Annotated in this window: 11 protein-coding genes and 1 riboswitch; of the genes, 6 read left to right on the top strand and 5 right to left on the bottom strand. The window is 38.8% G+C overall.

From position 1 onward, the window contains the following. The first annotated feature begins 11 nt into the window (after window positions 1–11). From ACQKMI_RS07500 to thiW, 6 genes are all read left to right on the top strand, one after another. On the top strand, window positions 12–1,118 hold the full coding sequence (locus ACQKMI_RS07500; protein ID WP_427488016.1) for an ABC transporter ATP-binding protein: 1,107 nt from the start codon (window positions 12–14) through the stop codon (window positions 1,116–1,118). Then, window positions 1,108–1,920, top strand: a complete 813-nt coding sequence (locus tag ACQKMI_RS07495) for an ABC transporter permease (RefSeq protein WP_427488015.1) — start codon at window positions 1,108–1,110, stop codon at window positions 1,918–1,920. Before ACQKMI_RS07500 ends, ACQKMI_RS07495 begins: the two co-directional genes overlap by 11 nt. Beyond that, window positions 1,917–2,714 carry an ABC transporter permease gene (locus ACQKMI_RS07490; RefSeq protein WP_427488014.1) on the top strand — a complete coding sequence of 266 codons (798 nt, stop codon included), beginning with the start codon at window positions 1,917–1,919 and terminating at the stop codon, window positions 2,712–2,714. The genes ACQKMI_RS07495 and ACQKMI_RS07490 overlap by 4 nt, the downstream gene beginning before the upstream one ends. Continuing rightward, on the top strand, window positions 2,711–3,784 hold the full coding sequence (locus tag ACQKMI_RS07485) for an ABC transporter substrate-binding protein (RefSeq protein ID WP_427488013.1): 1,074 nt from the start codon (window positions 2,711–2,713) through the stop codon (window positions 3,782–3,784). Before ACQKMI_RS07490 ends, ACQKMI_RS07485 begins: the two co-directional genes overlap by 4 nt. Window positions 3,785–4,552: 768 nt before the next feature. Further along, on the top strand, window positions 4,553–5,749 hold the full coding sequence (locus ACQKMI_RS07480; protein WP_427488012.1) for an MFS transporter: 1,197 nt from the start codon (window positions 4,553–4,555) through the stop codon (window positions 5,747–5,749). Between the two features lie 66 nt (window positions 5,750–5,815). Further along, window positions 5,816–5,923, top strand: a riboswitch (TPP riboswitch). 127 nt (window positions 5,924–6,050) lie between these two features. Next, a complete protein-coding gene (gene thiW, locus ACQKMI_RS07475) occupies window positions 6,051–6,551 on the top strand; it encodes an energy coupling factor transporter S component ThiW (protein ID WP_427488011.1) in 501 nt (166 codons plus the stop codon). Between the two features lie 473 nt (window positions 6,552–7,024). On the opposite strand, the gene ACQKMI_RS07470 is transcribed toward thiW, so the two are convergent. The 5 genes from ACQKMI_RS07470 to ACQKMI_RS07450 all read right to left on the bottom strand — a co-directional run bounded on the left by ACQKMI_RS07470 (window position 7,025) and on the right by ACQKMI_RS07450 (window position 13,176). Next, window positions 7,025–7,504, bottom strand: coding sequence for an EVE domain-containing protein (locus ACQKMI_RS07470; protein ID WP_427488010.1), 480 nt, complete (start codon window positions 7,502–7,504; stop codon window positions 7,025–7,027). A 15-nt stretch (window positions 7,505–7,519) separates the two neighbouring features. Then, window positions 7,520–7,843: a ketosteroid isomerase family protein gene (locus tag ACQKMI_RS07465; protein ID WP_427488009.1), complete on the bottom strand. Its 324-nt coding sequence runs from the start codon at window positions 7,841–7,843 to the stop codon at window positions 7,520–7,522. A gap of 42 nt (window positions 7,844–7,885) precedes the next feature. Beyond that, on the bottom strand, window positions 7,886–8,308 hold the full coding sequence (locus ACQKMI_RS07460) for a MarR family winged helix-turn-helix transcriptional regulator (RefSeq protein WP_427488008.1): 423 nt from the start codon (window positions 8,306–8,308) through the stop codon (window positions 7,886–7,888). A 538-nt stretch (window positions 8,309–8,846) separates the two neighbouring features. Beyond that, window positions 8,847–11,444, bottom strand: coding sequence for a VWA domain-containing protein (locus ACQKMI_RS07455; protein ID WP_427488007.1), 2,598 nt, complete (start codon window positions 11,442–11,444; stop codon window positions 8,847–8,849). Beyond that, entirely contained in the window at window positions 11,428–13,176 is a 1,749-nt protein-coding gene (locus tag ACQKMI_RS07450; protein ID WP_427488006.1) for a vWA domain-containing protein, read from the bottom strand. Before ACQKMI_RS07450 ends, ACQKMI_RS07455 begins: the two co-directional genes overlap by 17 nt. Window positions 13,177–13,182 lie beyond the last annotated feature (6 nt).

Genomic DNA, 13,182 nt, shown 5'->3' with positions numbered 1-13,182 from the left:
GAGGCGCATCTATGACAACTAATTCGATTATCCGCTTTGAAAATGTTTCAAAGTCCTATAATGACGGCACTGTCGTCTTAAAAAACATTAATCTGGAGCTAGAAAAGGGAAAATTCTATACACTTCTAGGTCCGTCCGGTTGTGGTAAAACAACTATTTTACGTATGATTGCTGGATTCACAGAACCAACAACAGGAAATATCTATTTTCATGATAAAAAAATCAACTCAGTGCCAGCAAATGAACGCCAAGTAAATACTGTTTTTCAGGATTATGCGTTGTTTCCTCATTTAAACGTCTTTGAAAACGTCGCATTTGGGCTTCGTATAAAAAAGCTTCCTGAAAGTGAAATTAAAAACCGAGTTGCTGAAGCATTAAAATTCGTTAACTTAGCAGGCTATGGCAATCGTGAAATTTCTGAAATGTCTGGTGGTCAACGTCAACGTGTGGCCATTGCTCGTGCGATTGTGAACGATCCTGAAGTAATTTTACTTGATGAGCCCCTTTCTGCTTTAGATTTAAAGCTACGTACAGAAATGCAGTATGAATTACGTGAGTTACAACAACGACTTGGGAAAACATTCGTATTTGTCACACACGATCAAGAAGAAGCACTTGCCATGAGTGATGAAATCTTTGTCTTAAGTGAAGGTGAAATTCAACAATCTGGTACACCAGTAGATATTTATGACGAGCCAATTAACCGCTTCGTTGCTGATTTTATTGGTGAATCAAATATTGTTCCTGGCGTGATGATTGAAGATTTCAAAGTAGAATTTGCTGGTAAAGTTTTCGAATGTGTTGACCAAGGTATGAAGCAAAACGAAAAAATTGATATTGTCATTCGTCCAGAGGATTTAGAAATGACAACAATCGATAAAGGAAAACTTGTCGTTAAAGTTGATACTCAATTGTTCCGCGGGGTGCACTATGAATTATCTACGTACGACAAAGATGGCAATGAGTGGCTCGTACATTCATTGAAAAAAGCTGAAGTAGGGACAGAAATTGGTTTAGACTTTGATCCGGAAGCAATTCATGTAATGCGCTTAAATGAAACCGAAGAAGAATTCGACAAACGTTTAGAGGCGTACGGGGACGACGAAGATGCAAACTAAGACTTCGAAATCAGCCTTATTTCCTTATGTTTTATGGATTGCGTTTTTCGTTATCGCGCCGATTGCACTTGTTGTTTACTATTCCCTACTAGATATACATGGCAATTTCACGCTCGATAACTATAAAGCATTCTTTACTTCTGTCTATTTAAAAATGACATTAAGTTCATTCTGGTATGCGTTTTTAATTACGTTCTTTACGTTACTTGTTTCGTATCCAACAGCCTATTTTTTAACAAAGACGAAACATAAACAGCTTTGGCTTTTACTAATTATTATTCCTTCTTGGATTAATCTATTGCTAAAAACATATGCCTTTATTGGGATTTTCGGCTTGTACGGCCCATTGAATGCATTTATCGAAGTATTTGGTTTTGATCCGAAGCAAATGCTATTCACTGATATTAGCTTTGTGTTCGTATCCGTTTATATTTTTATTCCATTTATGATTTTACCGATTTTCAACTCATTGGATCGTTTAAATCCGGCTCTTGTTTATGCAGCACGTGATCTAGGGGCATCTGCCTTTACTACATTCCGCCGTGTTGTGTTGCCGTTAACAATGGACGGTGTTAAATCAGGTATTCAAGTTGTATTTATTCCTGCATTATCACTCTTCATGATTACTCGTTTAATTGCAGGAAACCGTGTTATTACACTGGGTACAGCTATTGAACAACAATTCCTTGTCACTCAAAACTGGGGAATGGGTTCAACAATTGCTGTGTTCTTAATTTTATTTATGGTCATCATTATGTTAATTACAGGACAGAAAAAGGATAAAGGAGGTCGCGTACGATGAAAAAACTATCTGCTACAGCAAGAGTGTATTTAGCGATTGTTTTTATCGTTTTGTATGCACCTATCTTCTATTTAATATTCTATTCATTCAATAGTGGCGGAACGATGAATAGTTTTGAGTCCTTTACGTTAGAACATTATAAAGCTGTGTTTGAGGATTCACGTCTACTCGTCATTCTAATTAATACAGTGATCGTGGCATTGCTCTCTGCATTGATTTCTACAATCATCGGGACACTAGGAGCTATTGGCATTGTTACTGTTAAAGATTCTAAAATGCGCAATACACTACTTTCTTTAAACAATGTGTTAATTGTTAGCCCGGATGTCATTATTGGTGCAAGCTTTTTAATTTTATTCACAATGGTTGGTATTAAATTAGGCTTTACCTCTGTGTTATTAGCTCATGTAGCGTTCAGTGTTCCAATTGTTGTTCTGATGGTCTTACCGAAACTATTAGAAATGAATAAATCATTAATCGATGCTGCATTAGATTTAGGCGCAACAAAAAAAGATGTCATGATGCGTGTTATTTTACCGTATATTCAACCTGGTATTTTTGCAGGATTCTTCCTTGCCTTGACGTATTCTCTAGATGATTTTGCAGTAACGTTTTTCGTAACAGGTAACGGCTTTAGTACATTATCTGTTGAAATTTACTCGATGGCACGTGCCGGTATTTCCTTAACGGTTAATGCCATTTCTGGTTTAGTATTCTTTGTAACGGTTATTGTCGTAGTTGGCTATTACTTCATTACAAGCCGCGCTAATAAAAGAACGGGGGGAACACAATGAAGCAATTAATTCAAGCTACAGTCGCAATCCTTGTCGTTTCCGCCCTTTTATTCTATGCTGCTGACGCTCTAAGTGCCGGTGGTGGAAAAAGTGGTAAAGATACGTTAACCATCTTTAACTGGGGAGAATATATTGACCCGGATTTGCTGAAGCAATTTGAAAAAGAAACAGGCATTCACGTCATCTATGAGACATTTGATTCAAATGAAGCAATGATGACAAAAATTCAACAAGGTGGTACAGCTTACGATATTGCGGTACCTTCTGAATATATGATTGAAAAAATGAAGGAAGAAAACTTACTTATTCCTTTAGATAAAACAAAAATTCCTAATTTTAAAAATATCGATCCGTATTTTTTAGATTTACCATTTGATGACGACAATAAATATTCTGTTCCATATTTCTGGGGGACAGTTGGCATTGTCTATAATCCAAAGCTCGTTGGAAACCTTGACTTCTCATCTTGGGAGGACTTATGGGATCCTTCATTAAAGCGTAAAGTCTTTTTAGTAGATGGTGCACGTGAAGTGATTGGTATGGGCTTAAACAGCCTTGGCTACTCTCTCAACTCTTTAAATAAACAGGAGCTACTTCAAGCTACTGATAAACTAATCACATTGGCGCCAAATGTAAAAGCTATTATCGGGGATGAAATTACACCGCTGATGGTTAATAATGAAGCTACCGTGGCACTCACTTGGTCTGGTCAAGCAGCTGACATGTTGTCAGAAAATGAAGATTTAGACTTTGCTGTACCAAAGGAAGGCTCAAACTTATGGTTTGACAATATGGTCATCCCAAAAACGTCAAAAAATATAGATGGCGCACATGCCTTCATTAATTTCATGCTAAAAGCTAAATCAGGGGCTAAAAACGCTGATTATGTAGGCTACTCTACCCCTAATATTGCAGCGATGAAGTTAATGGATAAGGAAGTTGTATCTGATAAGCGATTCTATCCTTCAGAAGAACAACGTAAAACGTTAGAAGTTTATAAAAACTTAGGCCCTGATTACCTAGGTAAATACAATGAGCTGTTTTTAGAATTTAAAATGAGTATTCGATAACCTCAAAACTGAAATCCTTAAAAAGCGCAAGAAATCAATTTTAGAAAAGTTGATTTCTTGCGTTTTTTTGATGTTATATTTTTTAATTTTACTGTCAGGTGTGGGATTCAAATTATTAAAACAACTGCACCAAGTTTCATCATAGAAGTCTACCATTAGCTAATCGAAAAAAGAGGTTAGGATACATCGCCTTATTACTATAAATTAGAGTGATATGTAAGAAAGATACATTCTTGTGAAGTGGTTGATCTTCGTTACGACTGGGCGACTCTTTGGGGATTAGCAATAGAGGAACGAAGGCTAAAACCATCACATCCTGTGATAACGCCTTCGTGACCAACATCGTGCTGTTGCTGTCGCTGCGCTTTCGCACAAACAAAACCCTCTGCTGCCGCTACGTTGCACTCACGCTTTCGCGCAAAAGACATCTGTTGGCCCGAGACCCTGCAACGTAGCGAAGCGGGAGGGGAACGAAGGCTAAAAGCATCACGTCCTGTGATAACGCCTTCGTGACCAACATCCTGTTGCCCCGACGCCCCCAGGAAGCTTTGCTCTGTGCGAAAGCGTAGTGCTAACGTAGCGACAGCAACAAATGTTTTATCTGCGCGAAAGCGAAGCGTCAGCGGCAAAGCGCCCAGTCGGAACGGAAATCAACCCCTCGTTTTGCCGGAAGGTCATCTGAACTCTTATTTCAGACTTATAGTCAATAGTAAACGCACAAACCTTGTGGTAGACTGTAATATATTTCAATAAAGAAAGGGGTATTTGATGACCCAGCAGAAGTCTAATAAGGCGGCTCTATATATTTTAATGTTTAATATGTTTATCGCAATGGGGAGTATTGGAATTATTATTCCTGTCATGCCTGAGTATTTAAAACTATTCGGTGCTGCAGGACAAGTACTTGGCATGTTGATCGCAACGTTCGCCTTAGCGCAATTCGTTTTTTCACCAATTGCTGGGAATCTTTCAGATCAATACGGTCGAAAAAATCTCATTATCTTCGGTCTTATTGTAACAGGACTTGCACAAATTGGTTTCGGGCTTTCTACAGATGTGTGGATGCTCTTCTTGGCACGCTTTTTAGGTGGCCTTGGTTCTGCATTTGTGGCACCTCCTATTATGGCTTTTGTGGCAGACGTCACAACGTACGAGGAACGAGGAAAAGGTATGGGTATGCTAGGAGCAGCAATGTCCTTTGGCTTTATGATTGGACCTGGTATCGGTGGATTCCTCTCAAAAGTTAGTTTACATTTCCCATTTTATACAGCTGGATTTGCAGCTATCTTAGCAGCCATTTTATCGTTCTTTTTATTGCCTGGTACAAAACCAAACACAGCACAAAAAGCGCGGAGGCAGGATAATCTTGCAAAGCAGATGGTGCGTTCAGTCCAAATGCCTTATTTTGTCATGCTAATTATCATGCTAGTATTCTCATTCGGAATTGCGAACTTCCAAACAACATTATCATTATTTGTGACAGAGAAGTTTAATTACACACCTACTGATATCGCCATTATATTAGTTGTCGGTGGCGCTTTTGGTGTTGTTGTTCAAATGTTTGTTATTACACCACTGTTTAATCGCTTCGGCGAAATGAAAGTAGTGTTAGTCAATTTATTTATTGCATCCGTTTCAATTTTCTTAATACTATTTGTATCTGGCTTTGCTCTTATTCTAGTTGTAGCGACAATCTTCTCTACAGCTACGACATTGATTCGTCCAGCAGTCAACACATTGATTTCTAAGCTTGCTGAAAATGAACAAGGCTTTGCAGCTGGTATGAACAATGCGTACATGAGTCTTGGTAATATGATTGGTCCAGCTTTAGCAGGTATATTATTCGATTGGAATATGAACAGTCCTTATATTTTCGGGGCTATTATTTTAATGGCTTGCTTCTTCCTTGCCCTTATTTGGACAATGAAAAAAGCACCTCACCTTATGCATCCTGATACAGAATAGCCTGAAAAGTGATTGACTATTTTTAGTAGCATGCTACATAATTATGAGGAAAACTAACAATTAAATTTTTACCACTAGGGGAGTCTTTAAAAGGCTGAGACGTATATTGTCATATACGGACCCTTTGAACCTGATCTAGTTCACACTAGCGGAGGGAAGTGGCGACACTTGCTTTTTACTTTTTAAATGCAAGGCCGCTTCCTAATGTTTTTAGGGAGCGGCTTTTTTTACGCTCTAGTGGTAAAATTCCCTAGTTTAGTGGGGAAAACCAATAAATTCATATTTCAAAGGAGTGGAAATGATGTCAATTCGAAAATTAACAATCATGGCCTTATTAGTAGCAATTGCCGTAGCAGGTTCTACCTTCGTTTCAATACCAACAGGAATTGCACGCGCCTACCCTGTACAGCATGCTATTAATGTTATTGGTGCGATCATTCTTGGACCAGTACCTACTGTTATGGTCACCTTTGTCACAGCCATTATTCGTATTTTAACAGGCACAGGCTCATTATTAGCTATACCTGGCAGTGTCATTGGTGCTTTATGTGCAGCCCTTGCCTATAAATACAGCGGCAAACAATGGCTAGCAGGTGTCGGTGAAATGTTTGGGACAGGTATTATTGCCTCACTCATTGCAGTGCCCTACGCACATTTATTAATGGGGACATCTGTTGCTGCTTTATTTTTCATGCCAGCCTTTTTAACTTCAAGTACTATTGGTGCTGTAATAGGCATCGTCGTTGCTAACAATTTGCGTAAAACTGTGTTTGTAACTGATCTTAACACTCAGCTTAAATAATGATTTATGGCAATATAAAAACGTTACTTCTTAATAGCAGTTAATTAAGAAAGTAACGTTTTTTTGGCTCATCACCAAAAGTTGTGGATGACATTTGATAAGACCTATGTTTTGTATATAAGTTGATCTTCGTTACGACTGGTCGACTCCTTGGGGATTAGCAATAGAGGAACGAAGACTAAGAGCATCACATCCTGTGATAACGCCTTCGTGACCAATATCGTGCTGCTGCCGCTACGTTGCACTCACGCTTTCGCGCAAAAGACATCTGTTGGCCCGAGACCCTGCAGCGTAGCGGATGTTTTCTGTGCGAAAGCGTAGTGCTAACGTAGCGGCAGCAACAAAAGCGGCTCATCGGACGCCCCCAGGAAGCTTTGCTCTGTGCGAAAGCGAAGCGGCAGCAACAAAGCGCCCAGTTGGAACGGAAATCAACCACACGTTATGGTGATGAGCCGTTTTTTGTCCAACCAAATTCACCCATACTTCAACGGTAATCCCATTTCATGAGCAATTAATAAAAAGTCTTTTTTGCTTATTTCAAAATGACCAAATCTGAATTTATAGCCATATTTCGATTTATCTTCTACAAATTCTAAATAATCTAAGATCCTTTTTATTGGTACAGCCTTAGCATCTTTGTAAAAGTCTATATCTCTTCTAAAAGGAATAAAATTTTCTGCCATTTGAAACTCGTATATTCGCTCGTCTTTTACCCTTCCAATTGCGGTAAATGCTCTTACAGGTTCATTACAATCTAGACTTTTTTTAGGAGAATAATAAATAATCCAATCTCCTTTTTGCATTCGTTTCAAAGGTCTTTCTTTACCATGACATAACTGGCCGAATCCTCCCTCAACCCCTTTTTGTACATGATTAAGAGATACTACGCCAATCCAGTATTTCGTGTCTCTTTCAGGCGTAGGGAGAGGATTTTTATTAGGATATAATGACATAACTTCCTTCTCCTTTTATTTTGGATTCATTGTAAATGATTTAATTTTTTCATTATCAAGAATCAACTTTTCTTCCAAAGTCACTGGGTTTGGCAAACCATCCCAAGTAGTCGAAATGATAGCTCTACATTCTATATCATCACCTTCAATATTTTGGATCGTTAATTTAAAGCCTTTCGGCATAGGTGACATGTAAAAGTTCTGTATTTCTTTTTTTCCTTTAAAAGTTTGACCTTTAAAATTTTTTAATTCCCCATGATCTGCATACATGTCAGATAAGTCTTGTCCCTCTTCTTGCGCTCTTCTTAAATACTCCTTCATAACTTGCACTGCCTTCATATCTCATCACTCTTTCTTTTTTTATTTATAAGGTTTTAATCCCTATGAACGATTTTCATATACTTTTTTCATAATACTTTTCAATAGTTCTTTTTCTTCCAATGAAAGTACGTTTAAAACTTCATTCTCAGAAATCGCAAGGGTCTTCATTAATTCTTCTGCCAAATTTTCACCCTGTTCTGTAAGGCATATTAAATTCTCTCTTCTATTTTCTTGATTTTTCTCCCTATAAACATACTTTCTTTCTTCTAGACCATCGATAAAAAAGCGGACACTATTTTTATCCAACTTTAAAATCTGCCCTATTTGAATTTGGCTAAGTTTTTTTTCTTTTACTGCCATCATGATCCCGACTTCTCTGGATTTCATTTGAAATTTTTCGCTAATATATTGCTCGAGATTTCCCTCTAAAGCCTCCGCTAATTTAAAACTTAGAAAACCAAATGAATTCATTATATTGGTCATACTTGATACCTCAAATCTTTAGTATTTAAAAATGATAGTAATATTTTATTACTATCATCGATTGTTACATTTATACACATTATTTACAAGGTAAATTTTAACCTATCGCAAAAAATTCTCTAATTTCACGAAAGTTGCAATCTAAAATTAGCTCATCATCATAACGTGTGGTTGATTTCCGTTCCGACTGGGCGCTTTATCGCTGCCGCTTCACTCGCGATGCTCGCTCCAGGGTCACGGGCCAACAGATGTTTTTTGCGCAAAAGCGAAGCGGCAGCAGAGGGTTTTGTTTGTGCGAAAGCGCAGCGACAGCAACAGCACGATGTTGGTCACGAAGGCGTTATCACAGGATGTGATGCTCTTAGCCTTCGTTCCTCTATTGCTGACCCCAAGGAGTCGCCCAGTCGTAACGAAGATCAACTTATATACATAGCTCCGTTTTAACAAATGTTATCCCCAAGCTCTTGATGATAGCCCAAAAATAGAATCACAAAAAAAACGATGGCTCATTGCTATATAGCGATGAACCATCGTTTTATTAAGATCGTTTTTTCATGCCCTTTAATAGCTGGGCAACATTTGTGTCCTCTGCCTGTATTGGCTTTTCCTCTACATGCTGTTCTTTTTTCTTCGGTCTTGTTAGGAAGCCCCAACCAAAGCGTCGAATGGTTATATCAATGAAGAATAGTAGCATCCCTGCTAATAAAAGCCATGTTGCAATATTTTGGCGTTCCGCACCTTTTTTAGTAAATTCACGGAACGCTTCGCTTGGTTCTTTCAAAATAGAGCCGCCTGTTTGCTTTGTTAGTTCTTCGACTAGCTTTTCATTCACTGGACGTAATTCATATTCAGCACTATAAGGCACACTTTGGCCAGCCTGGTAAATAGCTTGTTCTTCATCGGCAATGCGGAAGAAGATTAGTCCTGGTTCTGCTTGTACGACTGCCCGAACTTGTGATGCTGAAATTGTTTCAAGCTGTGTTTCAAGTTCTTCACCCGCTTCATTGACAGCAACAATATCTAAGAACGCCGCTTCATTTGTTGGGTCAGTGATGACAAAGGAGCCGTCTGATTCTAGGCGTACATCATAGGCAACATCGTTATAGCTTGGTAGCATTTTTGAAATAAGCGTTTGCCAAAACGTGCCCCAATTTTGCCATCTTGTCCAGTCGCCCGTCCATTTTCCTGTCGAATCAGAAGTAAAGGCAAATGTTTTGCCAAGGCCATATTGCCATTCTGCAAGTACCGGATCTTCCTTCTCACTTTCTGCAATAACAGTAGTTCCCTGCTTTGCTGTCGTACCTATATAAGCATTCATTTTAGGTACCCCATTTGCAAATAGCGTATTCCAGCCAGATGCATTAAATATAGTTGGATAGAATGGGTTGTCTTCAATATATGTGCGTGAAATCATGGCCGTTTCACGAGATAAAATAGAGGGGATCGTCTGCTCATCAATAACATCGTAAAAACGCCCACTGCCCATTTCACTTAGCGCTTCAAGTAAATTGACATCTGCATCCTGACCAATTGCAACTGTTGAAAGAGTCGTACCATTTTCTTTTCCTTGTGCAATTAAGTTTTCATAGTTACCCGACTGTGACTGTCCATCCGTTAATAAAATAATATGCTTACGCTGTAGCTTTAAATCGGCTAGATTTTCATAAGCTTTAGCAAGTGATCCATATATTTCAGTACCCCCACCTGGCGTTACAGATAAAATCGTATCTACAGCTTCTTCCTTATTGCCAAGTGGCCCTGTCTCAATAATTTCCCAAGGTCGGTCATCAAAGGCAATAAATCCGAGCGTATCCTCATCTCGTAGCATTTCAACTGAACGAGCGGCTGCTTCCTTAGCGAGCTCTAGCTTTGCTCCAGACATACTTCCAGAACGGTCAAGTACGATTTCCAGCCCTAATGATGGTAATTGCTCCTTACCTTTAATCTCCATCTCAACAGGTAGTAAAGTTTCGATTGGTGTTTTAAAATAGCCGCCTAAGCCAAAGCTATTTTCGCCACCGACCATTGTAAAACCGACACCAAAATTTTTCACTGCCTGCTCAATAACAGTCATTTTTGCCTCGCCTACTAAATGGCCTGGCACATTATCAAAAATGATTGCATTGTATTGTAAATAACTAGAAAGCTCATTTGGTAGACTTTTAGCATCTACAACATCATAGGAAATGGATTGAGTGCCAAGTGCTACTGCGATTGGTGATGGTGTTTCATAGCCATTAACAATTAGTAAATGTGGTTCACTTTGCACCATCGTGACGCTCGTTAATTTATTATTTTCTAAAATTGCATCTTGATCAACCTGCACGAGTGCCTCATATTTTACAAGCCCTTCAGCCGTTGCGGCATGTTTATACGTAAAAATATTTGAACCTTCTGCAAGCTCCACTGTCTCACGATGGATGAGCTGATCATTTTCGTATAATAATAGCTCACCTCGTTCTGCTACAGTTGCATTTATTTCAGTGACTAACTGCTGCTGTTCACCTGCATAAGCAACTTGTGGTGTTACAAAGCTTTTCATAGATACATCCTTAGCTACAGGTTTGTTAAATGACACTACATCAACACTACTATTCGATCCTTTAAACTTTGATGCAAATTCTAAGGCATCTCCTTTTGTTTCATTGCCATCAGTTAAGAGCACAAGCCTTGTTGCTTTTTTCGGATCTACAATACCTGAAGCGAGCTGTAGACTCTGTTCGATATTTGTTTGATCTGTTGCTTTTATAGCTGTAAACTTCGGCACTTCCTTTAAAGTATTCGATAACATAGCTTCTGTTTGTAATGTCGATGAAAAAGAATATATCCCTGCAAGCTGTTCATCCTTTTTCGACTGTAAACTTTCCGCTATAAAATTGGCCATCTCATCATCTGTACCATTCATCGAAGCAGAACGGTCAACTAAGAATAATACTTGTTCTTCCTTTACAGGCAATAAAATATAGGGCCCCGCAAGTGCAAAAACCAAACAGCATATTGCTACCATACGGATACCTAGAACGACGATATGACTTTTTTTAAGTCGCTGACGCTCACGCCAAAAGGTCCATCCAAAATACACGAGTAACGGAAGTAAAAGCAACAATGCTAATGGCATATCAATTCGTAAATCCACGACGTCGTTGCACCTCCCACTCTAATACAAGTAATACTAAGATGATAAGAATCAGCCAAGGTACGAACGAGGTTTTCGATATTTCTTTCTTCCCATTGTCCTGAAGCTCTCCAAGCGTATAGCTTGTTCCTTTTTCAATAACACGTTCTTGCGCTTGAAGCTGTACGATGAAGCGCTTTTCTTCATCGTTTGAACGAGCTGTATAAATTCCTGGTGTCATTGGAGCTGTTAATAGACCATTTGTAATGGACGTTAAAAACTCATCTTTCTGCGAATATATACTCCAATCACCCTGCGCTAAAGCAACTGCACGTTGCTCATTTGGCGAAAAAATACCAAGTGAACCAATTGACGCTGAAAGCTCCTGTTTGACACTCCATAAAAATAGTGGGAATGAAGGATGTAACGGCCAATCAGTATCTGCAATATCGGCTAATATAACAATATCCCCTTCAGGAGAGCGCTGAATAAATGGCTGGTCTCCAATTGATGCAATCGTTTTATAGTCGTCGAATCCAGGATATACGGCACTGACATAAACATCCTTTAGCTCACTAAATGCAAACAATGAATCGCTTGTCGTACCGATTTCCTCCGTAGCTTCAACTTTCTCAACGTCATCCCGTCCCAATAATACAATTGGCTTATCCATCTTTTCGAGTAGCGCCGTCTGATTTGTCACAACAGTGGCATCCTGATTGTCAATCAATTGTGAAGATGGAACAATTTTCACACTACTATTAATCGTTTGAAAACCTTTTTGAATAAGTTGATGCATACTTTGATCAACAACTACTTTTGAAGTTGCTGTTTGTAACAATACAGTTTGTGAATTATCAACAGCGTAATCGTCCTTAGCATCTATCTTGGCCGTCATAGTATCTTCTAACGGTAGGTCTTTAAAATTTTTGGCTACAGCTTCATTTGGAGGCAATGCGACACTCTCTGAAACTAACTCCTTACCTTTTGCATTTTCTATCGAAAGTGTTACTTGTTGCTCTTCGTCCGTATCATTTTGTACTTGTACAAGTGCCACTGCAGCAGATTGTCCATCTGTAGTAGCAGCAAAACGGGTAATTGCGATGTTGCTTAAATCTTTAGCAGCCCCTCTTACGATCCACTTCACTGTATCTTTTTCCATCGGTAATTGCTTTTTATCGAGCGCATCTGTAAAGACATAAATAGATGTTGGTGTATTACTGACAAAAGCCTGTGCCACATCAAGAGCTTTATTCATTTGAGCTGTTTCATAGGTTACGTGTAATTCTTGTATGGCTTTTTCAATATCTTTTGTATTTGTTTCTTGCTGTAATATAGCTTTTGGGGTATTACCTGTTGTAATGAGTGTCACGGGTCTTCCATCAAGCTCATTGACCAATGACAGCATTTCTTTTTTCTGTGTGTCAAATGTTGACTGCCCTTTCCCTGCTAACATTGTTGCAGACGTGTCTACAATGAAAATCGCCTGCGCGCCAACAATCGTTGACTTTTTAACATAAGGATTCATTAATGCTAGTACAAGTAAAAGAAGAGCTAGCAGTTGTAAATAAAGCAGAGCATTTTTTTGTAAATGTTTTAAGTATGGTGATACACGTGTTTCTTGCATAATTTCCGACCAAAAAAGTGTGGAGGATACGGTTTGATCGGTATATTTTTTTCGAAAGAAATAATATAGAAGGACAATGACCGGGATGATGGCCGTCCAGCTAAAAAGTATTTGACTAAAGCCCAATACGGC

Origin of the sequence: Lysinibacillus sp. NPDC097214 (genome assembly GCF_050277945.1) — a bacterium.
Lineage (GTDB): Bacteria > Bacillota > Bacilli > Bacillales_A > Planococcaceae > Lysinibacillus > Lysinibacillus xylanilyticus_B.
Note: the sequence above shows the minus strand (reverse complement) of the source record. Positions and strands in the feature narration are given on the sequence as shown.

Excerpts from the sequence above, each read along its gene's own strand:
- ACQKMI_RS07500 (WP_427488016.1), top strand. The coding sequence starts at position 12 with ATGACAACTAATTCGATTATCCGCTTTGAAAATGTTTCAAAGTCCTAT.
- ACQKMI_RS07495 (WP_427488015.1), top strand. The coding sequence starts at position 1,108 with ATGCAAACTAAGACTTCGAAATCAGCCTTATTTCCTTATGTTTTATGG.
- ACQKMI_RS07490 (WP_427488014.1), top strand. The coding sequence starts at position 1,917 with ATGAAAAAACTATCTGCTACAGCAAGAGTGTATTTAGCGATTGTTTTT.
- ACQKMI_RS07485 (WP_427488013.1), top strand. The coding sequence starts at position 2,711 with ATGAAGCAATTAATTCAAGCTACAGTCGCAATCCTTGTCGTTTCCGCC.
- ACQKMI_RS07480 (WP_427488012.1), top strand. The coding sequence starts at position 4,553 with ATGACCCAGCAGAAGTCTAATAAGGCGGCTCTATATATTTTAATGTTT.
- thiW (WP_427488011.1), top strand. The coding sequence starts at position 6,051 with ATGTCAATTCGAAAATTAACAATCATGGCCTTATTAGTAGCAATTGCC.
- ACQKMI_RS07470 (WP_427488010.1), bottom strand. The coding sequence starts at position 7,504 with ATGTCATTATATCCTAATAAAAATCCTCTCCCTACGCCTGAAAGAGAC.
- ACQKMI_RS07465 (WP_427488009.1), bottom strand. The coding sequence starts at position 7,843 with ATGAAGGCAGTGCAAGTTATGAAGGAGTATTTAAGAAGAGCGCAAGAA.
- ACQKMI_RS07460 (WP_427488008.1), bottom strand. The coding sequence starts at position 8,308 with ATGACCAATATAATGAATTCATTTGGTTTTCTAAGTTTTAAATTAGCG.